This is a genomic window from Candidatus Allofournierella merdipullorum (assembly GCF_048426865.1).
Classification (GTDB): Bacteria; Bacillota; Clostridia; order Oscillospirales; family Ruminococcaceae; genus Allofournierella_A; species Allofournierella_A merdipullorum.
The window spans coordinates 1-25,336 of record NZ_DBFNWJ010000029.1; the positions used below are offsets into that span (position 1 = coordinate 1).

The following is a 25,336-nucleotide window of genomic DNA, read 5'->3' on the forward strand; positions in this document are numbered from 1 at the left end:
TAAATTTTATTTTTTGTCCAATAACGATAAAACCCCACCCTCGGTGGGAGGGTGGGGCAGTCGGTGGGGGCTGTGCCGCTCAGAGGGCGGGGGTTTCCCGCATGCGGCGCAGGTGCATATAGACGGTATTGGGGGAGATGTCCAGCTCGCGGGCAACGATCTGCACCGCGTCCTTGATCTGGAAAATGTGACCCTTCCAAAGCCGGGCAACGATCTCCCGGTTGCGGTTGGAGGCGCTGACCCGGCCGTCCGCCCGGACCTGTTCCTGGGCCTTCAGCACCGCCTGGCGCACCAGCTCCTGGGTGTTCTCGGCAAAGGTCTCGCTCACGCCCGCCTCGGGGCCGGGGTCCGGCTCGGGGGAGAAGGTGGCCAGCAGCTCCGACAGGGGGGTGTTCAGATAAAAATTGATGCACAAAAGGCCGATCACCCGCCCGCCGGTGCCCCGGATGGTGATGGTGGCGGCTTTCAGCGGTTCGCCTTTTTTGTTTCGGGAAAAATAAGAGATGTAGCCGTCCCGGTTTTCCTCCTCGATGCGGGAGAGCATGGCCAGGGCCAGGTCGGTGATGGGCGCGCCCGGCTGACGGCCGGTGTGGTGGCCGTTGATGATGCGGATGACCGAGCGGTCCATGTGTTCCAGGCTGTGCAGCACGATCTCGTAGCTGGGGCCGAGATAATCCGCCAGGCCCTCCACCAGGGTGGCGTAGGAGTCCAGGATGCGGCGGTCCTCCTCGGTCAGAACGACTTCTTTGCAGGGTTCGCTCATGGGCTTTGCCTCACTTTCCTTGCGGCGGGCCGCAAAAAATGCAGTTCTCTGTTTTTTATGATACCAGAGAAGAATGGCCCGCGCAATACGCCCGGGGGCACAGGGTTTGACGGGCGGCGCGCCTTCTCCTATAATGGTAATCATAAAGGCAAAGCAGACAGGCCGCCCGCCGGGCGGCGTTTTTTCGGGGGAGCGGTTTTATGAACGTGTTCGACATTCTGGGTCCGGTGATGATCGGGCCCTCCAGCAGCCACACCGCCGGGGCGGCGCGCATCGGGGGCATCGCCCGGGCGCTGCTGGCCGCCGAGCCGGTGCGGGCGGTCATTCAGCTGCACGGCAGCTTTGCCAAGACCTACAAGGGCCACGGCACCGACAAGGCCATCATCGCCGGCATCATGGGCATGGCCCCGGACGACGAGCGCATCCGCCGCGCGCCGGAACTGGCCGCGGCGGCGGGCCTTGCCGTTTCCATCGAGACGGTGGAGCTGGACGGCGCCCACCCCAACACCGCCCGCATCCTTCTGTGGGACGCGGCAGGCCGCACCGTGACGGTGCAGGGGGCCAGCGTGGGGGGCGGCAACATCCTCATCACCTCGGTGAACGGCATGGAGGTGCAGATCACCGGCCAGTACACCGCCCTCATCGTCCTCCACCGGGACGCCCCGGGCACCATCGCCGCCGTCACCGACGTGCTGGCCGCCCACGGGGTGAACATCTGCAATTTCCGTCTGGCCCGCCGGGAAAAAGGCGGCGTGGCGGTGATGACCATTGAAATGGACGGCAGCTTTGACGGTGCGCTGAACCGGGAGGTGGAGGCTCTGCCCAACATCCTCTCCTCCACCATGCTGCAGCCCATCTGAGGGGGAACCAGGACATGACCGAAGAACTGAAATACGATTCCATCGCCGCCCTTGTGGCCGCCGCCGAGGAGGCGGGCGAGCCCATCTCGGCGCTGGTGCTGCGCCAGCAGGCGCAGCAGCTGGAAAAAAGCGAGGACGAGGTGTACGCTCAGATGCGGGACACCTATGCCGTGATGGCCGCCTGCATCGAACCGGGCTGCGACCAGCAGCTGCGCTCGGCCAGCGGCCTGTCCGGCGGCGACGCCTTCAAGATGCGCCGGGCGGTGGAGAGCGGCAAAAACCTCACCGGCGGCGTGCTGGGCGGCGCGCTCTACCGGGCGCTGGCAGTGAGCGAACTGAACGCCGCCATGGGCCGGGTGGTGGCGGCGCCCACCGCCGGCAGCTGCGGCATTCTGCCCGCGGCGGTGCTGACCATGCAGGAAAAAGGCTGCTCCGAGCACGACTGCGTGATGGCGCTGTTCACCGCCAGCGCGGTGGGCATGGTCATCACCACGAGCGCCAGCGTGGCCGGGGCCCAGGGCGGCTGCCAGGCCGAGTGCGGCAGCGCGGCGGCCATGGCCGCCGCCGCCATCGTGGAGCTGGCGGGGGGCACGCCCCGGCAGGCGGCCGACGCGGTGGCCATGGCCCTGAAGAACATCCTGGGCCTTGTGTGCGACCCGGTGGCGGGCCTTGTGGAGATCCCCTGCATCAAGCGCAACGCCTCCGGCGTGGCGGGGGCCTTTGTGGCCGCCGAGCTGGCGCTGGCAGGCATTGAAAGCGCCATTCCCGCCGACGAAGTGATCGTTGCCATGAAAAAGGTGGGGGACGCCATGTCGCCCGCTCTCAAGGAGACCGCCGAGGGCGGCCTTGCCGCCACCCCCACCGCCCGCCGGCTCTATGAGCAGGTGTTCGGCCGCCCCGCCGAGGAGGGGGGCTGCACCGGCTGCGGCGGCTGCGCGGGAGGCCGCTGACCATGAAAAACGCAAGTTCTGTGCGCCGGGATTTGACCACCGGCCCGGTGGCAAAGACCATGCTGCTGTTCAGCCTGCCCCTCATTGCGGGGGACATGCTGCAGCAGCTTTATAATGTGGCGGACACCCTCATCGTGGGCCGGTTTCTGGGCGCGGCGGCGCTGGGCGCGGTGGGCTCGGCCTACACGCTGATGACCTTCCTCACCTCCATCCTGCTGGGCCTTGCCCTGGGCAGCGGGGCGGTGTTCTCCATGGAGTGGGGCCGGCGGGACCTGGAAGAGCTGCGCCGCAGCGTGTTCTCCTCCTTCTGCCTCATCGCCCTCATCACGGCGGCGCTCACCGCCTTCTCCTTCGCCTTTCTGGACGGCATCCTGCGCTTTTTGCAGGTGCCGGCGGAAAACTACGCCCTGATGCGGGCCTACCTGTGGGTCATCTTTCTGGGCATTCCCGCCACCTTCCTCTACAACTTCTTCGCCTGCCTTGTGCGGGCGGTGGGGGACTCGGCGGCCCCGCTGGCCTTTCTGGGCCTTTCGGCGGCGGTGAACATCGCCCTGGACCTGTGGTTCGTGGTGGGCCTTAACTGGGGCGTGGAGGGCGCGGCGGCGGCCACGGTCATCGCCCAGTACCTCTCCGGTGGGGCCATGGCGGCCTACACCGCCCTGCGCTGGCCCCAGCTGCTGCCGGGGCGGCGGCAGTGGAGCCTGGGGCGGGAGAACCTGGCCCGCATCGCCCGTTTTTCGCTGCTCACCTGCGCCCAGCAGTCGGTGATGAACTTCGGCATCCTGCTGGTGCAGGGGCGGGTGAACTCCTTCGGCCCGGCGGTGATGGCCGCCTTTGCCGCGGGGGTCAAAATTGACGCTTTTGCCTACCTGCCGGTGCAGGACTTCGGCAACGCCTTTTCCACCTTCGTGGCCCAGAACTACGGCGCGAACAAGCCCGACCGCATCCGCCGGGGCATCGCCGCGGCGGCGGGCTGCGCGGCGGGCTTCTCCGCGGTGGTGAGCGGAGTGGTGTTCCTTTTCGCCCGGCCGCTGATGGGCATTTTCGTGGAGGCGTCCGAAACGGAAATTCTGGACATCGGCGTGCAGTACCTGCGCATCGAGGGCGCGTTTTACCCCGCCATCGGCTGCCTGTTCCTCTTCTACGGCCTCTACCGGGCGGTGGGCATCCCCTCCATGAGCATGGTGCTCACGGTCATCAGTCTGGGCACCCGGGTGGCGCTGGCTTACAGCCTGTCCGCCCTGCCCCTCTTCGGGGTGGCGGGCATCTGGTGGTCGGTGCCCATCGGCTGGCTGCTGGCCGACGCGGTGGGCCTTGTCTACTGGCTGGTGCGCCGCCGGTCCATCGAGGCAAACCTTGTTCCCGGGCAATAATTGGATTTGCGCCCGCTCCCGAAACCCTGTAAAATAGAGGGGAAAGGGGGCGGGCTTTTTTGGGCGAACGCACTTATCTTGCCATTGATCTGAAATCCTTCTACGCCTCGGTGGAGTGCGTGGAGCGGGGACTGGATCCCATGACCACCCATCTGGTGGTGGCGGACGAAGCCCGCACCGACAAGACCATCTGCCTTGCGGTGTCGCCGGCGCTCAAACGCTACGGCGTGCCCGGCCGGGCGCGGCTGTTCGAGGCCCGGCAGGCGGTGGAAAAGGCAAACCGCCGCCGGCGTGCCCGTGCGCCGGGGGGCGTGTTCACCGGCAAAAGCTGGGACGAGACGGCCCTTGCCGCCGACCCGGCGCTGGAGATGGACATTCTGGTGGCGCCGCCCCGGATGGCCCACTACATTGAGGTGAGCGCGAAGGTGTATCAGGTGTACCTGCGCTTTGCAGCCCCGGCGGACATCCACGTCTATTCCATCGACGAGGTGTTCATCGACGCCACCCACTACTTAAAAAGCGCCGGCGTGAGCGCCGAGGCCTTCGCCCGCGAGGTGGTGCGGCAGGTGCTGGAGGCCACCGGCATCACCGCCACGGCGGGCATCGGGCCGAATCTCTATCTTGCCAAGGTGGCCATGGACATTGAAGCCAAGCACTGCCCGCCGGACGAAAACGGCGTGCGGGTGGCCCGGCTGGACGAGCGCAGCTTCCGCCAGAAATACTGGGACCACCGCCCCCTCACCGACTTCTGGCGGGTGGGCCGGGGCATCGCCCGGAAGCTGGAGGAAAACGGCGTGGCCACCATGGGGGACCTGGCGCGGCTGTCCCTCTCGGACGCGGGGCAAGAGAAGCTGTTCCGGCTGTTCGGGGTGAACGCCGAGCTGCTCATCGACCACGCCTGGGGCTTTGAGAGCTGCACCATGGCGGACATCAAGGCCTACACGCCCGCCGACCACAGCGTGGGCAGCGGGCAGGTGCTGCAATGCCCCTACCCCTTTGAAAAGGCGGCGCTGGCGGTGCGGGAGATGGCGGACGCCCTGGCGCTGGACCTGGTGGCCCAGGACCTTGTGACCGACCGGCTGACCCTGGCGGTGGGTTTTGACATCGAGAATCTGGCCCGGCCGGGCTACCGGGGGCCGGTGGTCACCGACCACTACGGCCGCAAGGTGCCGAAACCCGTCCACGCCACCGCCAAACTGGAAACGCCCACCGCCTCTGCCCGGGAGCTGGTGGCGGCGGCCCAGGCGCTGATGGAAAAGATCGCCGACCCGGCGCTGCTGGTGCGGCGGCTGACCCTCACCGCCGGGCGGGTGCTGACTGAGGAAGAGGCGGAGGCGGCGCCGGTGTGCCGCCAGCTGGACCTCTTCCACGACTGGGGAGCCGAGGCCGCCCGGCAGCGGGAGGCCGCCGCCCGCCGGGCCAGGGAAAAGAAGATGCAGACGGCCATGCTGGGCATCAAGAAGAAATACGGAAAGAACGCCATCCTCAAGGGCATGGACCTGGAGGACGGGGCGACGGGCCGGCTGCGCAACGGCCAGATCGGCGGCCACAAAGCGTGAGGGGGGAGGAAAATGAGCCGTTACGACGATATGCTGGACCTGCCCCGCCCCGCCATGCCGCGGGCAAAGCCGCTGACCGGGGCCGAGCGGGCGGCGCAGTTTTCCCCCTTCGCAGCGCTTTCCGGCTACGAGGCGGCCATCCGGGAGGCGGCCCGCCTCACCGAGCCGGCGGTGGAGCTGGCGGAGGACGGGGCGGCGGCGCTGGACGAAAAGCTGCGGCTGCTGGTGGACAATCTCGTTCGCCGTCCGCTGGTGACGGTGACCTGGTTCGAGCCGGACGCCAAAAAGGAGGGCGGGGCTTTCCGGGTGTTCACCGGGCGGCTGCGCCGGGTGGACAGGGCCGGCGGCCTGCTCCTTTTTGAGGGCGGCCGGCGGCTGCCCCTGGCCGCCGTGCGGGGGCTGGAGAGCGAAATTTTCCCCGAATTTCTCTGAAGATGTGAAAAAGCGTCCCCCTTGCGCAACGCCGGGGTGGCATAAGAAAGCGGCGGTTCTGCCGTAGGATTTTGGCGCATAAAACACGCAGAGCGGCCCCACAAGCCACCAAGGCTTGAGGGACCGCTCTTTGTTCTTTCTTCATCCAAAATCCTGGGGCAGAACTGTTCTACACCAGGAAATGGGCGATTTTGATGGCAGCGCAAGGAAAGGCGCCGCAGGCACCCTTGGTGGTTGTCAAGGCGCTTTGACGCCGCGATACCGCAAAATCGCCCTTTTCCCGGCACCGTTTTCTTACGGCACCCCGGCTAAGGGGGACGCTTTTGTTATTGGTTCAGTTCAAAGACCACATAGCCCGCCTCGTCGGAATACACCACCTCGGCCTGCCCCGCCCAGGGCAGGGACTGGTTTATCTCGCCGGGGCCGGCCAGCACGAACACCCGGCCCTCGGGGGGCGAAGCGTGGTCCGCCTTTTGCAGCCAGGGCCGCATTTTGAGGGAGGCCAGGTCCTCCACCTGCCACATCTCGATGACGCCGTCGGTGAGCTCGATGAGCACGTTTGCCTGCCAGAAGGTGGCGCAGCCTTTGGTGTAACCCTGCTCCTCCAGCCAGTTCGCCGCTGTTTCCAGCGCGGGGCTGCCGTGGGGCGGAGCGGCGGCAAAGCGCAGGGTGGTGCCCACGGAGGCGCAGACCACCAGAGCCGCAAGGCATCCCGCCAGCGCCCGGCGCAAAGCGGACCGGCGCAAAGGGAAGCGCTCCGCTGCCGCGGCCACCGCCGCGATGGCCAGCGGGGCCACCGGCAGCCAGTAGCTTCCGTTGATGGAATCGCCGTCGTTCATGCAGGCGAAGGCCAGGCCGTCCACCAGCAGGCAGGCGGCGAGGGTGACGCCGGTGAGCTGCTGGGCAAAGGGCAGCGCGCCGCCCTGTTTCAGCAGCCACGCCAACGAGAGCACCACCGCCCCTGCCAGCACAAGGCCCGCCGCGCCCAGCAGGCCCGGCAGGGAAAAGAGGGGCACCGCCCCGGTGGCCGCCTGCTGCCAGCGGTCCGCCGGGTAGCCGAAGAGGGCCAGAAAATCGCCCCACACCTCCAAAAGGCCGGTGAGGGAGAGGGCCGTCCAGCTGCGGGCGCTCTGGTCCAGGAAGGTGTAGCGCGCCGCCAGCACCGCCCGGTTCACCAGATATCCGCCGCACCCGCAAAGGCAGGCCAGCACCGCGGCGGCAAAGGCCCGCACCTGGGGCGTGCGGGCCGCGCCGGGGCCGAGGGGGGCCTTGAGGAACCGCGCAAGGAGCAGCACTCCGCACCCCGCCGCCAGCGGCACATACAGGTTCATCAGCAGCCGCACCCCGTTGAGACCGGCGGCAAAGCACACCAGCGCCAGCGCCGCCGCTGTGAGGGCGGTGCGGGCGCGGGAGGCCGGGCGCACCAGCCGCACCACCAGGCCCAGGCTCACTAGCACAAAGGCCATGTGCACAAAGTAAAAACCGCCCAGCACCCCGTGGTAGAGCTGCCAGAAACCGAAGGGGCAGAGCAGTGCCCCCGCCGCCCAGGGGGCGCTTTTCCAAAGCCCCGCGCCCCGGGCGAAAAAGAGATAGCTCGCCGCCAGCAGCGCGGACAAAAGGCCCTGGGCCAGCATCCGGGCGGCGTGCCAGCTGCCGGGAAAGACCAGCAGCCCCAGCTTGAACAGCAGCTGCTGGCAGAACACCCGCAGCTCGGTGGAGTAGTACCAGTTGGAGGAGAGGATGCCGCCCTCCCGGTTGAGCAGGTCCGCCAGCACCATCTCGGAGGCCATGTCGCTGTCCAGCAGGGTGCGGCCGAAGCGCCACACCAGCGCCACCCCCGCCAGCCAGGCCGCCGCCAGCCACAGCCAGCCGGCCGCCCGCCACGCCAGTTCCGGCGTCAGTCGTTTTTCGGTTTTCGTCCCGGTCATCCAAAGCACCCCGCAATGCAGTTTTACAGGGCCAGTATAGCACATCCGGGGCGAAAACAGAAGGGCGCTCAGGGATACTCGTATTCAAAGGAGGCGTTTTCCGCCGTCCATTCCAGCAGCACCCGGCTGCCCTTTGTCAGCCGGTAAAAAGCAGGGCAGGCGAGGTTCTCTCGCACGGTGCGCTCCATCACCCCGGCGGCGGGGGCCCGCAGCGGCCGCCCCGGCCCGCCCAGCCGCCGGGCGGTAAGGCAGAGGCTTCCCTGGCGCACCGTGGCCCCGCCGCCGCCCAGAGCCGTGACCCGGGCGCCCAGATAGCTGGTCAGCCGCCATTCCCGCCCGTTCAGCCGCACCAGGGCGATGACCCCCCGGAACGCCGCCGGGCCAAGGGGCACGTCCGCCACCGCCAGCATCAGCGAGCCGCCCTCAAAGAGACACTGGGTCCAGAGATAACCCGCCGGGAAAGACCGGCCCCGGTCCCCCTCGATGTAGCCCCTGCCCCCGTCAAAGTCAAAGACCCGCCCGTTCACCTCCATCCGGCCGGAAAGGCTGTGGGCCATGCTGGCCACCCGGTGGCGGCACTGCATAAAGGGCACGGCGCAAAAAGGCCCCATCACGTCGTAGGCCGGGGGCGAGAGGGGCCCGAAGCGCACCTCGCCCGCGGCCCGCAGACCCGGCTCATCCACTCCCAGGCGCAGCTCCTTTTCGCAGAAAATGTTCTGCCCCAGCACCGCCCGGGGGCGGGCGACGCTCACCGCGCACTGCTTCGGGGCGAAGGGGACGTTCCAGCTGCCCTCGTCGGTGATGAGCTGCAGCGAGCCGCCCCCGGCGTGCGCCGCCGGGATGAGGGCGACGCTGCCCGCCGGGGCCTGACATTTAAAGTACCAGCCGCAGAAGCCCTCCGCCGGAAAAATTTTTCCGCCGGCGGTTTTTTCTGATTTTTCCAAAACGAAGCCCGTACCTGCCTCCCGCTGCCGCCGTTTTTTACCGGCGGCGTTCTTTTTGAAAACAGTGTTGCCCGCCCCTGCCGCGCCTATGCCGAACGGGGCCCCGGGCCCGGTCATAGGATGGCCGGGAGGGATACGCATGAAGCAACACTGGAAATTCTTTGCCAGCGCGGCGGCGGCGCTGGTGTGGCTGTGGGTATCGACGGCGCTGGCGGTGCCCTGGGCCCGGAGCGCCTCGCTCCATCTGCCCGCCGCCTATGTGGTCTTTGTCATCGGCGGGGTGGCGCTGCTGCCCGCCTACCTGATGGGGGCGATGTTCCTTTCGAACCTCTTGCACCGCAAACTGCCGCTCCGCCGCCATCCCGGCTGCCGGCCGGTGAGCGTCATCGTCTGCGCCCGCAACGAGGAGGAGAGCATCTACCGCACCATCGGCAGCATCGCTCAGCAGGAGTACGACGGGCGGGTGACCATCCTCTGCGTGGACAACGGCTCCACCGACGGCACCGTGGCCGAGATGCGTCGGGCGGCGGCGGATTTTTCCCGGCCGGGGCGGGTCATTCGGCTCTATGGATGCTGCGAACCGGGCAAGGCCCGGGCGCTGAACGAGGGGCTGCGCCATGTGCGGGACGAATACTTTGTCACGGTGGACGCGGACACCTGCCTGGAGGTGAGCGCCCTGTCGGCCATCGTGGGGCGCATCGCCGCCACCGGCGCGGGGTGCGTGGCGGGGAATCTGGTCTGCGCCGAGACCCGCACCTGGGTGCAGAAAATGCAGTTCTGGGATTATTTTGTGAGCATCGCCGCCGTCAAGCGCTACCAGGGCAGCTACGGCTCCACGCTGGTGGCGCAGGGCGCTTTCAGCGCCTATGACACCGCCGCCGTGCGGGCGGTGGGCGGCTGGACCGACGGCGCGGGGGAGGACATCGTGCTCACCTACCGTCTTCTGGCGGCAGGGCGGCGCTCGCTCTACGAGCCGCGGGCGGTGGGCTTCACCGCCGTGCCCGCCACGCTGGGCGCGCTGGCCCGCCAGCGCAGCCGCTGGGCCAAGGGGATGTTTTCGAGGGGCTGGCGGCGGTAAAGCCCTGGCGGCAGCCCGGCTTTTTCGCCGGCTATTTCGAAACGCTGAACCTCTCCATCGTCTGGCTGGACCTTAGTTATATCTTCGGCTTCGTGCCGGGGGTGGCGCTGGCGCTGCTGGGCATGCCCTGGCTGGCGGGGTGGATCACCCTGCTGGTGCTGCCGCTGATGCTCATCGGCACGGTCAGCGTCTGCCGCTACCAGCGGCGCATCCCGGAGATGGCGGGCCGCAGCAGCCTCTGGGGCTTCGTTCTCTTTGTGCTGGTGTTCCAGACGGTGCAGTCCGCCTGTTCGCTGTGGGGCTATGCCGCGGCGCTCACCCGCCGGGGCCTTGCCTGGAAATCGTGAGGGAGGTGCCGCAATGAAAGGAAAAAAAGGGGGCCTCGGGGCCCTTTGCTATCTGGCGGTGCTGGCCGTGGCGCTGCTGGCGCTGCCGGGGCTGCTGCTCTTCGACCGCCGCTGCGCGGGGGACGAGGTGCTGCTGCCGGTGGTGATGTACCACCGGGTGGGCGAGAACGCGGCGGACGAATACACCGTGAGCCCGCGGCAGCTGGAAGACGACCTGGAAGCCCTGCTGGCGGCGGGCTACCGGCCGGTGCGCCTGAGCGAGGTGCTGGCCTACGCCCTGGAGGGCGGGGCGCTGCCCCACAAGCCGGTGCTGCTGGTGTTCGACGACGGGGACGTGAGCTTTGCCCGCGGGGCGATGCCGGTGCTGAAGCAGTACGGCGTGCCGGCGGTGGTGTCGGTGATCGGCGACGGGGCCGCCGGGGTGCAGGGCGCAGCCGGGGAATATCTGACCTGGAGCCAGCTGGCGGCGCTGGAGGACACCGGCCTTGTGGAGCTGCAGAGCCATTCCGCCTCGCTGCACACCTACGCCCGGCCGGGGGTCAGGCGGCTTGCCGGCGAGAGCAGGGCGGAACACGCGGCCCTGCTGGCGGCGGACGCGGAAAAGATGCAGGCCATGGCAACGGAGGCGGGGGCGGCGCTGCTGCCCGCCTTCGCCTACCCCTACGGCGCGCTGGACGCGGACGCCGAGCAGGCGCTGCGGGCCGCGGGTATGCTGGCCACCATGACCAGCGAGGAGCACGCAAACCGGCTCACCCGATCGCCGGAGTGTCTCTTCCTTTTGGGGCGCTTTGAGCGCAGCGGATGTATGACCACGGCGCAGCTTTTGGAAAAGCTGAAATAAAAAAAGCCCCGGGACGAAGCGTCCCGGGGCTTTTTGAGGGTTTACAGCAGATGCACCGCCACGATCAGGCCGGCGAACACGATGGAGACCATGCTGGTCAGCTTGATAAGGATGTTGATGGCGGGGCCGGAGGTGTCCTTGAAGGGGTCGCCCACGGTGTCGCCCACCACGGCGGCCTTGTGGCAGTCGCTGCCCTTGCCGCCGTGCTGGCCGCTCTCGATGTACTTTTTGGCGTTGTCCCACGCGCCGCCGGAGTTGGCCATCATCACGGCCAGCACAAAGCCGGTGACGGTGGTGCCGGCCAAAAGGCCCGCCACGCCGTTCACGCCCAGGATAAGGCCCACCACAACGGGCACGATGACCGCGATGAGGGCGGGGGCCAGCATCAGCTTCTGGGCACTGCGGGTGCACATATCCACACAGCGGGCGTAGTCAGGCTCCGCCTTGCCCTCCATCAGGCCGGTGATGGAGGAGAACTGGCGGCGCACCTCCACCACGATGCTCTGGGCCGCCTTGCCCACCGCGTCCATGGTGAGCGCCGCGAACAGGAAGGGCAGCATGCCGCCGATGAACAGGCCGATGAGGGTGGTGGGGTTGGTGATGGTCAGGTCAAGGGCCATGTCCGGCTTGATCTGATGCACCTTGTCGATGTAGCTGGCGATGAGGGCCAGGGCGGTGAGGGCCGCACTGCCGATGGCAAAGCCCTTGCCGGTGGCGGCGGTGGTATTGCCCAGGGAATCCAGCGCGTCGGTGCGCTGACGCACCTCGGCGGGCATGTGGGTCATCTCGGCGATGCCGCCGGCGTTGTCGGCGATGGGGCCGTAGGCGTCGGTGGCCAGGGTGATGCCCAGGGTGCTGAGCATACCCACGGCGCTCACGCCCACGCCGTAAAGGCCCATGTTGAAGTCGGACGCGCCGCCGGCGCAGAAGTAGCTCAGCAGCACGCTCACGCCCACGATGACCACCGGGGCCACGGTGCTCAGCATGCCCAGGGACAGACCGCTGATGATGACGGTGGCGCTGCCGGTCTCGCTGGAGGCGCTGAGGCGCTGGGTGGGTTTGTAGGTGTCGGAGGTGTAGTACTCGGTGATGGCGCCGATGGCAACGCCCGCCACCAGGCCGCTGATGACCGCGATGAACACGCCGGTGGCGTGCTCGGCGGGCAGCAGCCAGTGCACCGCGAACCAGGCGCACACCGCGATCAGGCCGCTGGCGATGTAGGTGCCGGTGCGCAGGGCGGTGAGCAGGTTTTTCTGGCTGGCGCCCTCTTTCGTTTTGACAAAGAAGCTGCCCACGATGGAGCACACCACGCCCAGCGCCGCCAGCAGCATGGGCACGCTGACGCCGTTGGCGCCGTAGCCCGCGGCCACGGCCAGGGCGCTGGTGGAGACGATGGAGCTGACATAGCTCTCGTACAGGTCGGCGCCCATGCCGGCCACGTCGCCCACGTTATCGCCCACGTTGTCGGCGATGACGGCGGGGTTGCGGGGGTCATCCTCGGGGATGCCCGCTTCCACCTTGCCCACCAGGTCGGCGCCCACGTCGGCCGCCTTGGTGAAGATGCCGCCGCCCACGCGGGCAAACAGCGCCATGCTGGAGGCGCCCATGCCGAAGGTGAGCATGTTGGCGGTGATGTTCTGGATCAGCAGTTCGCTGGAGGCCACCGGGTCCACGGCGGTGTACCAGAACTTGAGGAAGAAGTACCAGATGGACAGGTCCAGAAGGCCCAGGCCCACCACGGTGAAGCCCATGACGCTGCCCGCCGAGAACGCCACCCGCAGGCCGCGGTTGAGGCTTTCGGAGGCGGCGTTGGCGGTGCGGCAGTTGGCCATGGTGGCCGTTTTCATGCCCACAAAGCCCGCCAGGCCGCTGAAGAAGCCGCCGGTGACGAAAGCGAAGGGAGTGAAGAAACTGAGGAAACCGAGAGCTGCCATGGCCAGCAAAATGCAGAACACCACCACAAAGAAAACGGCCACGCCTTTGTACTGCCGCTTCAGGTAGGCGGTGGCGCCGCTGCTCACCGCATTGGAGATCTTCTCCATCTGCGGCGTTCCCACGGGCTGCGCCTTCACCCGCCGGAACATGGTGGCGGAAAAGACCAGAGCCAGCACCGCGCCCGCCGCCACAAGGACCATCGCGTTCATAAAATTGAGACCCTCCTTTTAAATTGGGCGTCCCGGTGTAAAACAGCCTGCCGCATTCCGCGGCAGGCTACCGGACGACACACTGTTTGTTGCTTCATTATAGAGTATTTTTTCACGATGAGCAACACAATTTGTAAAATAAGCACAGATTTTTATAAAATTGTCCGTTTTGCACCATTGTTTGTTCTTTGTTCCGTCACAATTTCATGCTATAATATGGTAACATAGAAAACCAACATTACCGGACGGCCCCCTCCGGGCCGGAAAGGACAACGGAATGACAAAAGGTCTTGTTCTGGCCGGCGGCGGCGCGAAAGGCAGCTATCAGGTAGGGGTCTACAAGGCCCTCTCCGAGCTGGACTGGCACGCGGGCGTGATCGCGGGCACCTCGGTGGGGTGCCTGAACGGGGCGCTCTTCGCGCTGGACAACTGGGAACTGGCTCAGGAGATGTGGCTGACCATCGGCGACGACCAGGTGATGGAGCCTGCCGCCAACGGCCGCCCCGCCGACTGGGGCGACTTTCTGCAGGCGGCGGTGGAGCACGGGGGCATGGACGTGACCCCGCTGGAGGCCACCGTGCGCCGGGTGGTGGACGAGCAGGCCCTGCGGGCGGCGCCGGTGCGCTACGGGCTGGTGACGGTGCAGAAAAACACCTTAAAGCCCCTGCGGCTGACGCTGGAGGAGATCCCCGAGGGCAAACTGGCGGACTATATGCTGGCCTCGGCGGCCTGTTTCCCGGCCTTCCGGGCCCGCACCATCGACGGCGAGGAATACATCGACGGAGGCTGGTCCGACAATATGCCTCTGGGGCTGGCCGCCCGAATGGGGGCCGAGGAGCTGCTGGCGGTGGACGTGGACGGCGTGGGCGTGACGCTGCCCAACCTCACCGGCCTGCCCACCACCTGCGTGCGCAGCTACTGGGACCTGGGGCCCATCCTGCGCTTTGAGCCGGCCACGGCAAAGCGGAACATCGCCCTGGGCTATCAGGACTGCTACCGGGCCTTCGGCCGCGTTGCCGGCACCGCCTACGCCCTGCGGGCGGGGGAGGACAAGAAGCTGGCGGAGCGGTTCGTGCGGCCCTATGCCCGGGTACTGCGCTCGGCCATCGGGCGCAGCCCGTCTCTGGCGCTCACCGAGCGGTCGGCTCTGCGGCCCATGGAGCGCTGGTGCGACACCGAGCAGGCCCGGGCGCTGGCCCCGCTGGAGCAGGCAGCCGAGCTGGCCGGGGTAGACCCGGTGGGCGTTTACACCGCCGATGAACTGTGCGAGGCCTTTCTGGAGCGCAGCGACGAAGAGGCTGCCGCCCGCTTTTACCCGCTGTTTCAGCAGGAAACGGGCTGGCGCCCCATGGAGGCGGCGGTTTCGGCGGCCGTTCCCGGGGAATTCCTCACGGCGCTGGTGCGCTTTGTTCTCACGGCGCAGTAAGCGCCTTTAAAAGGGGGGACATCCATGCAGGTGTATCAGGGAGCGAAGGCGTCGCCGGGCCTGGTGATGGGTCCGGTGCGGCGGCTGCGGCACAGCGGGCCGGGCCTTGAGCGGGTGGTGCAGACCCCCGGCCGGGAACAGGCCCTGCTGAACGCGGCGGTGGTGCTGGCCAAGGACGAGCTTCGCCTGTTGGAAGAAGCCGCCGAGGGCACCGACAAGGACATCTTCCTGTTCCAGCAGGTCATGCTGGACGACCCCGGCCTCAACCGGGAGATCGCCTCCTACATCGCCGCCGGCGCGGGGGCAGCCCCCGCGGTGGAGCGGGCGGCCCAGCTGTACGCCGGGCGCATCGAGGCGGCGGAGGACGAATACATACGCCAGCGGGCGGCGGACGTGCTGGACGCCTGCCGCCGGGTGGTGAACATTCTGGACGGCCGGCCCCGCACCCCGCTGCGGCTGGAGACGCCCTGCATCCTGGTGAGCGAGTGCATCTATCCCAGCGACATCGTCTCCATCGGGCGGGGGATGCTGCTGGGGGTGGCCTGCGCCGAGGGCAGCGAACAGAGCCACGCCTCCATCATCGCCCGCACCATGGGCATTCCCGCGGTGGTGCAGCTGGGGGATGACTTCCTGAACGAGAACTGCGCCGGCGGCGCGGTGCTGGACGCGGACAACGGCCGCCTCATCCTGGAACCGGACGAGACGGTGCGCAAGGACGCCCAGCGGCGCATCGTGGGCTCTTCCATCCTGAAAAAGCGGCTGGCGGCGCTGGGCGCGGGGCCCTGCCGCACCAGGGACAGCGCCCATGTGGCGCTGCTGGCCAGCTGCTCCGGCCCCGAGGACGTGGAGCTGGCCATGCAGGCGGGCGCCGAGGGCGTGGGCCTTCTCCGCAGCGAGTTCTCCATCATGGCAGGGCGCATCCCCAGCGAGGAAGAGCAGTACTATTTCTACCTCAGCTGCCTGCAGGCCGCGGGGGGCAAGCCGGTGACCGTGCGCACCTTCGACATCGGCGCCGACAAGAGCGTGCCCGGCCTCACCGAGGACTCCCCCAACCCGGCCCTGGGCATGCGGGGCCTGCGGATGAGCCTGGCTCATCCCCAGATGTTCGAGGAACAGCTGTGCGCCCTGCTGCGGGCGGGAGCGCGGGGGCCGCTGCGGGTGTCCATCCCCATGGTGTCCTGCCCGGAGGACTGGCTGCGGGCCATGGAGCACGTGGAGCGGGCCCGCCGCTCGCTGCGCCGCCGGGGGCTGGTGTTCAACGAGGAGATGGAGTTCGGCTGCATGGTGGAGACCCCCAGCGCCGCCCTGCTGGCCGGGGACATCCTGGCCGCCGGGTGCAAGTTCCTGATGGTGGGCACCAATGACCTGGTGCAGTACACCTACGCCGCCGACCGGCTGGACGGCCGCTTCTCCGATTATTTCAGTTCCCGCAGCCCGGCGGTGCACCGGCTGGTGGGCCTGGTCATCGACGCGGCGGGGGAAGCCGGCGCGCCGGTGTGCATCTGCGGGGTGCACGCGGGCAGCCCCAACCAGGTGGTGCGCTACGCCCGCCAGGGCGTGCGGTGCTTCTCCACCGAGGCCGCCAGCCTGCTGCAGGTGAAGGCCCGCCTGCTGGAAGAGGACCTGACCGCCCCCGCCGACGACTGAATTCTTGACCGCCTTCAAGGCCCGGCACGTTTGTGCCGGGCCTTTTTTTGCCGTTCTATCGTGCGCGAATGAGCTCGATTTTTGATGATTTTTTGCGTATTTCCCCTCGTTTTGCCGTCAAAACCCGAAAAATACGTCAAAGCTGGTCATAATATCCAAAAACCGGGGCGGATTTTCTGCGTTATCGTGAATGAATTTGCTTGATTTTGATTATTTCCCATGGTATAGTTGAGGGCAGAAGGAAAGGATGTGACGGGAAATGCTGGCAGAAGAACGGTTTGCGGCCATTCAGGAGCTGCTGCAGAAAAAGCGTGCGGCCACCGTCACCGAGCTGGCCCAGGCGCTGGACGCCTCGGAATCCACCATCCGGCGGGATCTGATACTCCTGGCCGGGCAGGGCAAACTAAATAAGGTGCACGGCGGGGCCGTGGCCCGGGAGGACGCCTTTGACGCGGGCGAGGAAGCCATGAGCGCCAAGGAGCTGCTGAACGTGGCCGAAAAACAGGCCATCGCCCGCTACGCCGCAAAGCAGATCCAGCCGGACGACGTGGTCTTTCTGGACGCGGGCAGCACCACCCTGATGATGCTGGACTACCTGCAGCCGGGGGGCGCGGTGATCGTGACCAGCGGCGTGATGCACGCCCAGAAGCTGGTGCAGAAGGGCTTCAAAGCCTATGTGCCCGGGGGAATGCTCAAGCCGGGCACCGAGGCCATCGTGGGCGCGGAGGCGGTGCAGAGCCTCTCCCGCTACAACTTCACCAAAGCCTTTCTGGGCGTGAACGGCATCGCTCTCAGCCAGGGCTACACCACCCCCGACCCGGAGGAAGCGCTGGTGAAATCCACCGCCATGGAGCGGGCCTATGTGAGCTACATCCTGGCGGATTCCTCCAAGTTCGGCCGGGTCTCGGCTGTGACGGTGGCGCCGCTGGACCGGGGCTGCATCATCACCGACCGCCTGCCGGACAAAATTTACGCAAAACACGCCATCATCAAGGAGGTCGAGCCTGACCAATGATCTACACCGTTACCTTTAACCCCGCGCTGGACTATGTGGTCCGCCTGCCGGAGCTTGCCCCCGGCGAGGTGAACCGCACCGACAGCGAGGACATCCAGCTGGGCGGCAAGGGCATCAACGTCTCCTGTGTGCTGGGCCAGCTGGGCTTCGAGAGCGTCGCCCTGGGCTTTGTGGCCGGCTTCACCGGCGAGGCCGTGGAGGCGGGGCTGGCCCGCCGGGGGGTGAAGAGCGACTTCATTCGCCTGCCCGAGGGCCTCACCCGCATCAACGTCAAGATCAAGGCGGGCGCCGAGACCGAGATCAACGGCCGCGGCCCGGCCATTCCCGCCGCGGCGCTGGAGGAGCTGTTCCACAAGCTGGACGCCCTCACCGCCGGCGACGTGCTGGTGCTGGCGGGCAGCATCCCCTCCAGCCTGCCCAGCGACGTCTACCAGCGCATTCTGGAAAAACTGGCCCCGAAGGGCGTGCTCTGTGCGGTGGACGCCACCGGCGAACTGCTGGTGAAGGTGCTGCCCTACAAGCCGTTCCTCATCAAGCCCAACAATCACGAGCTGGGCGAAATTTTCGGCCGCATCCTTCACACCGGGGACGAGATCGTGGAATGCGCCCGTCTTCTGCAGGACAAGGGCGCCCGCAACGTGCTGGTGAGCATGGCGGGCGACGGCGCGCTGCTGCTGGACGAAGAGGGCGGCGTGCACCGGCTGGAAGCCTTCAAGGGCAAGGTGAAGAACTCGGTGGGCGCGGGCGACTCCATGGTAGCGGGCTTCGTGGCCGGCTGGCTGGAGAAGGGCGACTGGGCCTGGGCCCTGCGTCTGGGCTCCGCCTGCGGCAGCGCCACCGCCTTCTCCGACACCCTTGCCACCCGGGCCGAGATCGACGCCCTTTTGCAGCGCTGAGGCGGGGCAGACCCCCGGCCCTTGGCCCATCCACCCCGCGCCGGAACCGCCCGGCGCCATTCCATCGCTGACCCAAAGTGGGCAGAGCCACAGCTTTTAAAATAGAGAGAGGAAGGAACAACATGCGCATCACAGATTTGCTCAAACCCCAGAGCATCCTGCTGGGCGGGCAGGCCGCCGACAAGGCGGGCGCCATCGACGCCCTGATCGACCTGCAGGCTGCCGGCGGACACCTGGCGGACAAAGCCGCCTACAAGGAGGCCATCCTGGCCCGTGAGGCCCAGAGCAGCACCGCCATTGAGGCGGGCATCGCCGTGCCCCACGCCAAGAGCGACGCGGTGGCGGGTCCCGGCCTCGCGGCCATGACCCTCACCCAGGGCGTTGACTACGGCGCCATGGACAAGCAGCCCAGCGACCTGTTCTTCATGATCGCCGCCCCCCTGGACGGCAACCTGCATCTGGAGATCCTCAGCCGCCTGATGGTGCTGCTGATGGACCCGGAGTTCACCTCCGGCCTGCGCGCCGCCAAGAACGCCGAGGAGTTCCTGGCCGTGATCGACAAGGCCGAGGCCGCCAAGTACGGCGAGACCGGCGTGCCCGGCGTTGAGTCGGTGGACACCGCCGAGGAAGCCGCCGCCAAGGCCGCCAAGAACGCGGGCGGCGAGTACCGGGTGCTGGCCGTCACCGCCTGCCCCACCGGCATCGCCCACACCTACATGGCCGCCGAGGCCCTGGAGAAGGCCGGCAAGGCCCTGAACATCACCGTGAAGGTGGAGACCAACGGCTCCGGCGGCGTGAAGAACGCCCTGACCGCCGAGGAGATCGCCGCGGCCGACGGCATCATCATCGCCGCCGACAAGAACGTGGAGACCGCCCGCTTTGACGGCAAGCCGGTCATCTTCGTGCCGGTGAGCGACGGCATCCACAAGGCCGAGGAACTGGTGAAGAACGCTGCGGCGGGCAACGCTCCCGTCTACCATCACCAGGGCGGCGCCGAGACCGTGGAGGCTGCCTCCACCGTGAAGGAGAGCCTGGGCCGCAAGACCTACAAGGACCTGATGAACGGCGTTTCCCACATGCTGCCCTTCGTTATCGGCGGCGGCATCCTCATCGCCCTGGCCTTCCTGCTGGACACCTTTGACCCCAACAACGCCGCCAACTTCGGCATGGGCACCCCCGTGGCCGCCTTCTTCAAGACCGTGGGCGGCGTGGCCTTCAACTTCATGCTGCCCATCCTGGCGGGCTACATTGCCATGAGCATTGCCGACCGTCCGGGCCTGGTGGTTGGTTTCGTGGGCGGCAGCATGGCCGCCGCGGGCACCAGCTTCGCCACCATCGCCGGCACTGCCGACCCGGTGGCCTCCGGCTTCTTGGGCGCGCTGCTGGCCGGCTTTGTGGGCGGCTACTTCATGCTGGCCTTTGAAAAGCTGTGCGACAAGCTGCCCCGCAGCCTGGAGGGCATCAAACCCATCCTGCTCTACCCCGTGGTGGGCGTTCTGTTCATGGGCCTGTTCATGTGCGCGTTCGGCCCCATCGTCGGCGCGCTGAACACCGGTCTGACCAGCTTCCTGGCCGGTCTTGGCGGCACCAGCAAGGTGCTGCTGGGCGCTGTGCTGGGCGGCATGATGAGCATCGACATGGGCGGCCCCTTCAACAAGGCGGCTTACGTCACCGGCACCGGCGCCATCGCCACCGCCCTTGCGGCGGGCGCGGGCCAGGGCGCCATCGAGTATCAGATGATGGCCAGCGTCATGGTGGGCGGCATGGTGCCTCCCATTGCCATCGCTCTGTGCACCACCTTCTTTAAGAAGAAGTTCACCGCCGACGAGCGCAAGTCCGGCGTGGTGAACTACATCATGGGCCTGTGCTTCATCTCCGAGGGCGCCATTCCCTTCGCCGCCGCCGACCCCCTGCGCGTTATCCCCAGCTGCGTTGTGGGCAGCGCGGTGGCCGGTGCGCTCTCCATGGTCTTCGGCTGCGGCCTGATGGCTCCTCACGGCGGCATCTTCGTCTTCCCCGTGGTCACCAACGTGCTGGGCTACGTCATCAGCCTGGTGGCGGGCAGCGTCGTGGGCATGGCCATGCTGGCGGCCCTGAAGAAGAACAAGGAAGCCTGATCCGTTCGTACTCCGCGGGGGGCGGATGCGCCCCCCGCCTTCATTAAAACAGACAAAGGAGAATAAAAATGGTCTCGAAACAAACCAAGATCGTCAACCCCATGGGCATGCATATGCGTCCCGCCGGCATGTTCGCCAACGCCATGATGAAGTTCGACAGCGACGTGAACCTGGTGGCAAACGGCAAGACCGTGAACGCCAAGAGCATCATGAACCTCATCGCCGCCTGCATCAAGTGCGGCACCGAGGTGGAAGTGCAGTGCAGCGGCCCCGATGAGGAGGCTGCCCTGGTGGAAGCCGTGCGTCTGATCGACAGCGGCCTGGGCGAGTAATCACACAACAAGGGAAGGAGAGGTTCTTCATGCTGAAGGGAACGGGCGTGTGCGCCGGCGTCGGTCTGGGCACCGCGCTGGTGGTGCAGACCCAGGAGCTGGACTGGTCCGGCGTGCAGTACGCCGGGGCCGAGCAGGAAAAAGCGCGGCTGGCTGCCGCCGCCAAGGCGGTGAGCGAGGCGCTGGAGGCCATGGCCAATGCCATGACCAGCCAGGTGGGCGAGCACGCGGCCCAGATCCTCTCCGGCCAGATCATGATGCTGGCCGACCCCTTCATGGTGGGCCAGATGAACGAGCAGATCGACGGCGGCGCCGTGGCCGAGGCCGCGGTGGACGCGGTGTGCGGCAGCTTCATCGCCATGTTCAGCGCTGTGGAGGACGAGCTGACCCGCCAGCGGGCCACCGACGTGGCCGACCTGCGGGACCGGCTGCTCAAAACGCTGCTGGGCAAGGCGGACCAGGACCTGGCCGCCGCCCCGGCGGGCACGGTGATCGTGGCCCACGACCTGACCCCCAGCATGACGGTGGGCCTGAAGCGTGAGAACATCGCCGGCATCATCACCGAGACCGGCGGCGCCACCAGCCACTCGGCCATTCTGGCCCGGGCGCTGGAGATCCCCGCGGTGCTCAGCGTGCCCGGGGCGCTGGAGGCCATCGCTCCCGGCGCGAAGATCGCCATGGACGGCGAGCTGGGCCACGTTTATGTGGACCCGGACGAGCGCACCGTGAAGGACTACGAGGCGCGCCGTGTGGCCTTTGAGGAGCGGCGGGCGCTGCTGAAGGAGTATCTGGGCAAACCCACCCTCACCGCCGACGGCCGGGCCGTGGCACTCTACGCCAACATCGGCCGCCCGGAGGACGCCGCCGCCGCGCTGGAAAAGGGCGCGGAGGGCATCGGCCTGTTCCGCACCGAGTTTCTGTTCATGGACCGGGACTCTGCCCCCACCGAGGAGGAGCAGCTGGCGGCCTACCGGCAGGTGGCGGCCCAGTTCGCCGGCGGGGAGGTCATCATCCGCACCCTGGACGTGGGCGGCGACAAGGACGTGCCCTACCTGAACATGAAGAAAGAGGAGAACCCCTTCTTGGGCCACCGGGCCATCCGCTACTGCCTGGATAACCCGGACCTCTATCTGACCCAGCTGCGGGCCCTTTTGCAGGCGGGCGCGGAAAAGCACAACGTGCGCATCATGCTGCCGCTGGTCACCGGCGTGGAAGAGCTGCGGGCGGCCAAGGCCCTGCTGGAAAAGGCTAAGGCCCAGCTTGCCGCCGAGGGCAAGGCCTTCGACGCTGACATCAAGGTGGGCGTGATGATCGAGACACCGGCCGCCGCGCTGGTGGCGGACCTGCTGGCCCAGGAGGCCGCCTTCTTCAGCATCGGCACCAACGACCTGACCCAGTATACCCTGGCGGTGGACCGGGGCAACGCCGACGTGGCGAAGCTCTACACCGTGTTCCACCCGGCGGTGCTGCGCAGCATCAAGAGCGTGATCGCCGCGGCCAAGGCGGCACACATCCCGGTGGGCATGTGCGGCGAGGCCGCCGCCGACCCGGCGCTGCTGCCGCTGCTGCTGGCCTGGGGTCTGGACGAGTTCAGCGTGAGCGCCAGCTCCATTCTGGCCACCAAGCGCTCCATCAGCCTGTGGAGCGCCGCCGACGCGGCCTTTGCCGAGAAAGAGGCCATGAAGCTCAGCGCCGCCGAGAGCATCCTCGGCTGCCTGCGCTCGATGAAAAAGGAATAAGGCAAAACAAAAAGCGCTCCCCCAGCGCCGGGGTGGCATAAGAAAACGGCGGTTCTGCCGTAGGATTTTGGCGCATAAAACACGCAGAGCGGCTCCCCAAGCCACCAAGGCTTGAGGGGCCGCTCTTTGTGCTTTTTTCATCCAAAATCCTGGGGCGTGGGCTGCGGGCGCAACAAAGATGCGCCCGCTCTGCTTTGCAGGCCGCCCAGCCGGTCCAAGACCCCAACGGGGCCTTGGCCGCTTTGCGGACCCGGACTGCGCAGCACCAGGAAGCGAGCGATTTTGATGGGAGCGCAAGGAAAAGCGCCGCAGGGGCTGCGGGCGCGACGAGGGTGCGCCCGCTCCGCTTTGCGGACCGCCTTGCCGGTCGAAGGCCCCACCGGGGCCTTCGCGGCTTTGCCGCCCCGGCACCCTTGGTGGTTGTCAAGGCGCTTTGACGCCGCGATACCGCAAAAGCGCCCGCTTCCCGGCGCCGTTTTCTTACGGCACCCCGGCCAAAAAGGGGAGCGCTTTTTTCTTTGTTTCACGCCCGGTCGAAGTTTTCCCCGGCAAAGGCCTCCAGCTGCCGGCGCATCGCTTCGCCGTATTCCGCCCCGAAGGCCTCCAGCACCCGGGCGGCCATCTCACCGCCCCTTTGGCCGAACACGCCGGCGGCGGTCTCGGCAAAGGCATAAAAGGTGTGGGCGCAGTGGTAGTCGAAGCCTTTGACGTACTCGGTGCGCCGCTGCACCGCCGTGTCCGGGCCAAAATCCGCGTCCCGGATGCAGAACACGCACCGGTCGGCGCAGTGCTGGGTCTCCACGGTGTAGAACTGCAGGGAACTGCTGAAGCCCCGGGCGATGGCCTCATCCAGATAGCGGCAGTAGAGCTGCCCCGCCTCCAGGGCGTTCTGCTCTTTGAAGGCGGTGAACCAGACGCAGGGATACACCTCATAGACATAGTCCGGGGCGGTGCTTCGCAGATGGGACACGCACCCCTCGCCGCTGGCCAGCGTTTCCTCCGAGGGCGCCCACTCGCAGTAGGCGCAGTAGGAGGCATAGTTCAGAGGCTGGCCGTCCCGCACGGCCCGCTGGGCCATCCGCTCGCCCCGCTGGCGGGCGTAGTGCTTCACCGCCAGCACAAAGGCCTGCCGCCCCCGCTCGCCGAAGGCTTCGTTCAGTTCTTTGTACCAGGCGGCGATGAGAAATACCTGCATCTTTTCGGTGAATCCCATTCCGTACCTCCTTTGCATACACAGACGCCGCCCCCCTGCGGGAGGCGGCGGACTGTTGGTGTTGTTATCGCTTTTCGCCCAGGAAGAACAGGGCCACGGTGCCGGGGCCGGAGTGGGCGCCGATGACCGGGCCGATGGTGCCGATGTGCACTTCCTTCGCGCCCAGGGCCTTGCAGCGGTCGGCCACATACTGGCAGTCCTCGGGGCAGTCGCCGTGGCTGACGAACACCACCTGCTCGGCGGGGGGCACGTCGCTGGCGGCAAAGTGCTTCACCAGGCCGTCCAGGCTGGCCCGGCGGCCGCGCACCTTCTCCATGGCGATGAGGTGGCCCTCGTCGTCCACATGGAGCACCGGCTTGATGCCCAGCAGGGTGCCCGCCACCGCGGCCGCGCCGCTGAGGCGGCCGCCGCGCTTTAAGAACATCAGGTCGTCCACCGTGAACCAGGCGCACACCCGCATCTTGTTGGCCTCGAACCAGCTTGCCACTTTCTCCAGGCTCTTGCCCTCGTTCTTCAGGGTGGCGGCGTAGTAGACCGCCAGGCCCTCGCCCATGCTGGCCTGCAGGGTGTCGATCACCCGGATGGTGCGCTCGGGGTATTTTTCCCGCAGCTCCTCGGCGGCCAGGCAGGCGGAATGGTAGGTGCCGGACAGGCCGCTGGAAAAGGCCAGATACAGAATATCCTTTCCGGCTTCCAGCACCGGGGTGAAGGCGTCCTCAAAGGTGGCCTGGTTGATCTGGCTGGTGGTGCTCATGCCGCCGGCGCGCAGAGCGTCGTAAAAATCGTGGGGGTCAAGCTCCCGGTTGTCGGGGTAGTTGTTGTACTCCTTGCCGTCAAGAGAAAAAAGCATGGGCAGAACTTCCACGCCCAGCTGCTGCACGAGTTCCGCCGTCAGGTCGGCGGTGGACTCGGTGAACAATACGTATTCAGCCATTTTCACACACTCCTCTTTCTGTGGCTTCTGGTGGCATTGTATCACATCCGGCGGGGGTTTGAAAAGGCCCGCGTCGATTTTTTAACACGTCCTCACCGGGAGGTCAGCTGGTCGCGCCGGCGGTGGAGCCAGTCCACGATGCGCTGCTCGTTGCGGATGCACAGAAGGCCCAGCGTGCCGGTGACGGCCCCCAGCACCAAGGGCAGCACGATGTTGCCCTCGAAGAGGCTGTCGCCCGCCACGGTGCTGGCCAGCAGGGCGGGGAAGCGGGCCAGCGTGCAGGTGAAGAGGAACTGGCCGGGCTTTAAGGGCAGGAAGGGCCCCAGATAGGTGAGCAGGTCCTTGGGCATGCCGGGCAGAAAGAAGAGTAAGTACAACGCGCTCCGGGCACGCTTTTCGTCCTGCAGAAAACGGTATTTGTGCAGCACCGCCGGGTCCACGGCTTTGGCGCCCAGCGCCCGCACGACATAGTAGATCATGGTGCTGCCGATGAGGATGCCCGCAAGGCACAGGGCAAGCCCGCCCACCGGGCCGTAGAGCGCGCCGGCCATGATCTGCACCGGCTCGCCGGGCACCACGGCCACCACGATCTGGAACACCTCCAGCGCCAGGAACACCAGCATGCCCCACACCCCGTGGGAGCGCACCCATTCCACAAACTCGTCCCGGGCGGTCTGGCTGGTGATGAGAGCCCAGATCTCGTGGCGGAACACCACCGCCGCCACGATGCACCCGATGCTCAGCGCAACCAGCACCGCCGCCGAGGCCAGCTGTTTTTTGTTTTTGCTCGTCATAGGC

Annotated in this window: 22 protein-coding genes; 15 read left to right on the forward strand and 7 right to left on the reverse strand. The window is 67.1% G+C overall.

Features of this window, described 5'->3' with window-relative positions:
• Positions 1–79: 79 nt before the first annotated feature.
• Entirely contained in the window at positions 80–763 is a 684-nt protein-coding gene (locus ACMNAY_RS04800; protein ID WP_394968594.1) for a helix-turn-helix transcriptional regulator, read from the reverse strand.
• A gap of 200 nt (positions 764–963) precedes the next feature.
• On the opposite strand from ACMNAY_RS04800, the gene sdaAB reads away from it, so the two are divergent.
• Genes sdaAB through ACMNAY_RS04825 form a run of 5 tightly spaced genes read left to right on the forward strand, consistent with a single transcriptional unit; the run spans position 964 to position 5,937 of the window.
• Complete coding sequence (sdaAB, locus tag ACMNAY_RS04805; RefSeq protein WP_394968593.1) at positions 964–1,623, forward strand: L-serine ammonia-lyase, iron-sulfur-dependent subunit beta; 660 nt, start codon at positions 964–966, stop codon at positions 1,621–1,623.
• Between the two features lie 14 nt (positions 1,624–1,637).
• Positions 1,638–2,573 carry an L-serine ammonia-lyase, iron-sulfur-dependent, subunit alpha gene (sdaAA, locus tag ACMNAY_RS04810; RefSeq protein ID WP_394968592.1) on the forward strand — a complete coding sequence of 312 codons (936 nt, stop codon included), beginning with the start codon at positions 1,638–1,640 and terminating at the stop codon, positions 2,571–2,573.
• A gap of 2 nt (positions 2,574–2,575) precedes the next feature.
• Positions 2,576–3,946 carry an MATE family efflux transporter gene (locus tag ACMNAY_RS04815; protein ID WP_394977185.1) on the forward strand — a complete coding sequence of 457 codons (1,371 nt, stop codon included), beginning with the start codon at positions 2,576–2,578 and terminating at the stop codon, positions 3,944–3,946.
• A gap of 59 nt (positions 3,947–4,005) precedes the next feature.
• The gene (locus ACMNAY_RS04820) at positions 4,006–5,505 is read left to right on the forward strand and encodes a DNA methylase (protein WP_418718587.1); all 1,500 of its coding nucleotides are present in this window, start codon (positions 4,006–4,008) and stop codon (positions 5,503–5,505) included.
• A 12-nt stretch (positions 5,506–5,517) separates the two neighbouring features.
• On the forward strand, positions 5,518–5,937 hold the full coding sequence (locus ACMNAY_RS04825) for a hypothetical protein (RefSeq protein ID WP_418718588.1): 420 nt from the start codon (positions 5,518–5,520) through the stop codon (positions 5,935–5,937).
• Positions 5,938–6,263: 326 nt separating this feature from the next.
• Here the strand turns inward: ACMNAY_RS04825 and ACMNAY_RS04830 are convergent, their stop codons facing one another.
• Together ACMNAY_RS04830 and ACMNAY_RS04835 are read right to left on the reverse strand one after the other, a co-directional pair.
• Complete coding sequence (locus tag ACMNAY_RS04830) at positions 6,264–7,865, reverse strand: hypothetical protein (RefSeq protein ID WP_418718589.1); 1,602 nt, start codon at positions 7,863–7,865, stop codon at positions 6,264–6,266.
• A gap of 68 nt (positions 7,866–7,933) precedes the next feature.
• Complete coding sequence (locus ACMNAY_RS04835; protein WP_418718590.1) at positions 7,934–8,809, reverse strand: hypothetical protein; 876 nt, start codon at positions 8,807–8,809, stop codon at positions 7,934–7,936.
• Positions 8,810–8,948: 139 nt separating this feature from the next.
• On the opposite strand from ACMNAY_RS04835, the gene ACMNAY_RS04840 reads away from it, so the two are divergent.
• The 3 genes from ACMNAY_RS04840 (at position 8,949) to ACMNAY_RS04850 (ending at position 11,075) form a co-directional block, all read left to right on the forward strand.
• Positions 8,949–9,887 carry a glycosyltransferase gene (locus ACMNAY_RS04840; protein ID WP_418718591.1) on the forward strand — a complete coding sequence of 313 codons (939 nt, stop codon included), beginning with the start codon at positions 8,949–8,951 and terminating at the stop codon, positions 9,885–9,887.
• Between the two features lie 101 nt (positions 9,888–9,988).
• Positions 9,989–10,234, forward strand: coding sequence for a hypothetical protein (locus tag ACMNAY_RS04845; RefSeq protein WP_418718592.1), 246 nt, complete (start codon positions 9,989–9,991; stop codon positions 10,232–10,234).
• A gap of 13 nt (positions 10,235–10,247) precedes the next feature.
• Entirely contained in the window at positions 10,248–11,075 is an 828-nt protein-coding gene (locus ACMNAY_RS04850; RefSeq protein WP_418718593.1) for a polysaccharide deacetylase family protein, read from the forward strand.
• 41 nt (positions 11,076–11,116) lie between these two features.
• Here ACMNAY_RS04850 and ACMNAY_RS04855 read toward each other — a convergent pair whose 3' ends face one another.
• Positions 11,117–13,219 (reverse strand): sodium-translocating pyrophosphatase, encoded by a 2,103-nt coding sequence (locus ACMNAY_RS04855; RefSeq protein WP_418718594.1) that lies wholly within the window; start codon positions 13,217–13,219, stop codon positions 11,117–11,119.
• A 277-nt stretch (positions 13,220–13,496) separates the two neighbouring features.
• Here ACMNAY_RS04855 and ACMNAY_RS04860 point away from each other — a divergent pair, with 277 nt between their 5' ends.
• The 7 genes from ACMNAY_RS04860 to ptsP all read left to right on the forward strand — a co-directional run bounded on the left by ACMNAY_RS04860 (position 13,497) and on the right by ptsP (position 22,391).
• Entirely contained in the window at positions 13,497–14,645 is a 1,149-nt protein-coding gene (locus ACMNAY_RS04860) for a patatin-like phospholipase family protein (protein WP_418718595.1), read from the forward strand.
• A 24-nt stretch (positions 14,646–14,669) separates the two neighbouring features.
• A complete protein-coding gene (locus ACMNAY_RS04865; protein WP_418718596.1) occupies positions 14,670–16,292 on the forward strand; it encodes a phosphoenolpyruvate--protein phosphotransferase in 1,623 nt (540 codons plus the stop codon).
• A gap of 259 nt (positions 16,293–16,551) precedes the next feature.
• Positions 16,552–17,307 (forward strand): DeoR/GlpR family DNA-binding transcription regulator, encoded by a 756-nt coding sequence (locus ACMNAY_RS04870; RefSeq protein ID WP_394977206.1) that lies wholly within the window; start codon positions 16,552–16,554, stop codon positions 17,305–17,307.
• Complete coding sequence (gene pfkB / locus ACMNAY_RS04875; protein ID WP_418718597.1) at positions 17,304–18,203, forward strand: 1-phosphofructokinase; 900 nt, start codon at positions 17,304–17,306, stop codon at positions 18,201–18,203. Before ACMNAY_RS04870 ends, pfkB begins: the two co-directional genes overlap by 4 nt.
• 122 nt (positions 18,204–18,325) lie before the next feature.
• Positions 18,326–20,320: a PTS fructose transporter subunit IIABC gene (locus tag ACMNAY_RS04880; protein ID WP_418718598.1), complete on the forward strand. Its 1,995-nt coding sequence runs from the start codon at positions 18,326–18,328 to the stop codon at positions 20,318–20,320.
• 68 nt (positions 20,321–20,388) lie between these two features.
• Positions 20,389–20,652, forward strand: coding sequence for an HPr family phosphocarrier protein (locus tag ACMNAY_RS04885; RefSeq protein ID WP_394968578.1), 264 nt, complete (start codon positions 20,389–20,391; stop codon positions 20,650–20,652).
• Positions 20,653–20,681: 29 nt separating this feature from the next.
• Entirely contained in the window at positions 20,682–22,391 is a 1,710-nt protein-coding gene (gene ptsP / locus ACMNAY_RS04890) for a phosphoenolpyruvate--protein phosphotransferase (protein ID WP_418718599.1), read from the forward strand.
• A gap of 523 nt (positions 22,392–22,914) precedes the next feature.
• Here ptsP and ACMNAY_RS04895 read toward each other — a convergent pair.
• From ACMNAY_RS04895 to ACMNAY_RS04905, 3 genes are all read right to left on the reverse strand, one after another.
• Positions 22,915–23,604, reverse strand: a complete 690-nt coding sequence (locus ACMNAY_RS04895; protein WP_418718600.1) for an L-2-amino-thiazoline-4-carboxylic acid hydrolase — start codon at positions 23,602–23,604, stop codon at positions 22,915–22,917.
• Between the two features lie 64 nt (positions 23,605–23,668).
• On the reverse strand, positions 23,669–24,538 hold the full coding sequence (locus ACMNAY_RS04900; RefSeq protein WP_418718601.1) for a DegV family protein: 870 nt from the start codon (positions 24,536–24,538) through the stop codon (positions 23,669–23,671).
• A 92-nt stretch (positions 24,539–24,630) separates the two neighbouring features.
• A partial coding sequence (locus ACMNAY_RS04905; RefSeq protein WP_418718602.1) for a TVP38/TMEM64 family protein occupies positions 24,631–25,336 on the reverse strand: 706 nt, incomplete at its 5' end.

Excerpts from the sequence above, each read along its gene's own strand:
- sdaAA (WP_394968592.1), top strand. The coding sequence starts at position 1,638 with ATGACCGAAGAACTGAAATACGATTCCATCGCCGCCCTTGTGGCCGCC.
- ACMNAY_RS04895 (WP_418718600.1), bottom strand. The coding sequence starts at position 23,604 with ATGGGATTCACCGAAAAGATGCAGGTATTTCTCATCGCCGCCTGGTAC.
- ACMNAY_RS04865 (WP_418718596.1), top strand. The coding sequence starts at position 14,670 with ATGCAGGTGTATCAGGGAGCGAAGGCGTCGCCGGGCCTGGTGATGGGT.
- ACMNAY_RS04855 (WP_418718594.1), bottom strand. The coding sequence starts at position 13,219 with ATGAACGCGATGGTCCTTGTGGCGGCGGGCGCGGTGCTGGCTCTGGTC.
- pfkB (WP_418718597.1), top strand. The coding sequence starts at position 17,304 with ATGATCTACACCGTTACCTTTAACCCCGCGCTGGACTATGTGGTCCGC.
- ACMNAY_RS04800 (WP_394968594.1), bottom strand. The coding sequence starts at position 763 with ATGAGCGAACCCTGCAAAGAAGTCGTTCTGACCGAGGAGGACCGCCGC.
- ACMNAY_RS04825 (WP_418718588.1), top strand. The coding sequence starts at position 5,518 with ATGAGCCGTTACGACGATATGCTGGACCTGCCCCGCCCCGCCATGCCG.
- ptsP (WP_418718599.1), top strand. The coding sequence starts at position 20,682 with ATGCTGAAGGGAACGGGCGTGTGCGCCGGCGTCGGTCTGGGCACCGCG.
- ACMNAY_RS04850 (WP_418718593.1), top strand. The coding sequence starts at position 10,248 with ATGAAAGGAAAAAAAGGGGGCCTCGGGGCCCTTTGCTATCTGGCGGTG.
- ACMNAY_RS04860 (WP_418718595.1), top strand. The coding sequence starts at position 13,497 with ATGACAAAAGGTCTTGTTCTGGCCGGCGGCGGCGCGAAAGGCAGCTAT.
- ACMNAY_RS04830 (WP_418718589.1), bottom strand. The coding sequence starts at position 7,865 with ATGACCGGGACGAAAACCGAAAAACGACTGACGCCGGAACTGGCGTGG.
- ACMNAY_RS04900 (WP_418718601.1), bottom strand. The coding sequence starts at position 24,538 with ATGGCTGAATACGTATTGTTCACCGAGTCCACCGCCGACCTGACGGCG.
- ACMNAY_RS04880 (WP_418718598.1), top strand. The coding sequence starts at position 18,326 with ATGCGCATCACAGATTTGCTCAAACCCCAGAGCATCCTGCTGGGCGGG.
- ACMNAY_RS04870 (WP_394977206.1), top strand. The coding sequence starts at position 16,552 with ATGCTGGCAGAAGAACGGTTTGCGGCCATTCAGGAGCTGCTGCAGAAA.
- ACMNAY_RS04885 (WP_394968578.1), top strand. The coding sequence starts at position 20,389 with ATGGTCTCGAAACAAACCAAGATCGTCAACCCCATGGGCATGCATATG.
- sdaAB (WP_394968593.1), top strand. The coding sequence starts at position 964 with ATGAACGTGTTCGACATTCTGGGTCCGGTGATGATCGGGCCCTCCAGC.
- ACMNAY_RS04840 (WP_418718591.1), top strand. The coding sequence starts at position 8,949 with ATGAAGCAACACTGGAAATTCTTTGCCAGCGCGGCGGCGGCGCTGGTG.
- ACMNAY_RS04815 (WP_394977185.1), top strand. The coding sequence starts at position 2,576 with ATGAAAAACGCAAGTTCTGTGCGCCGGGATTTGACCACCGGCCCGGTG.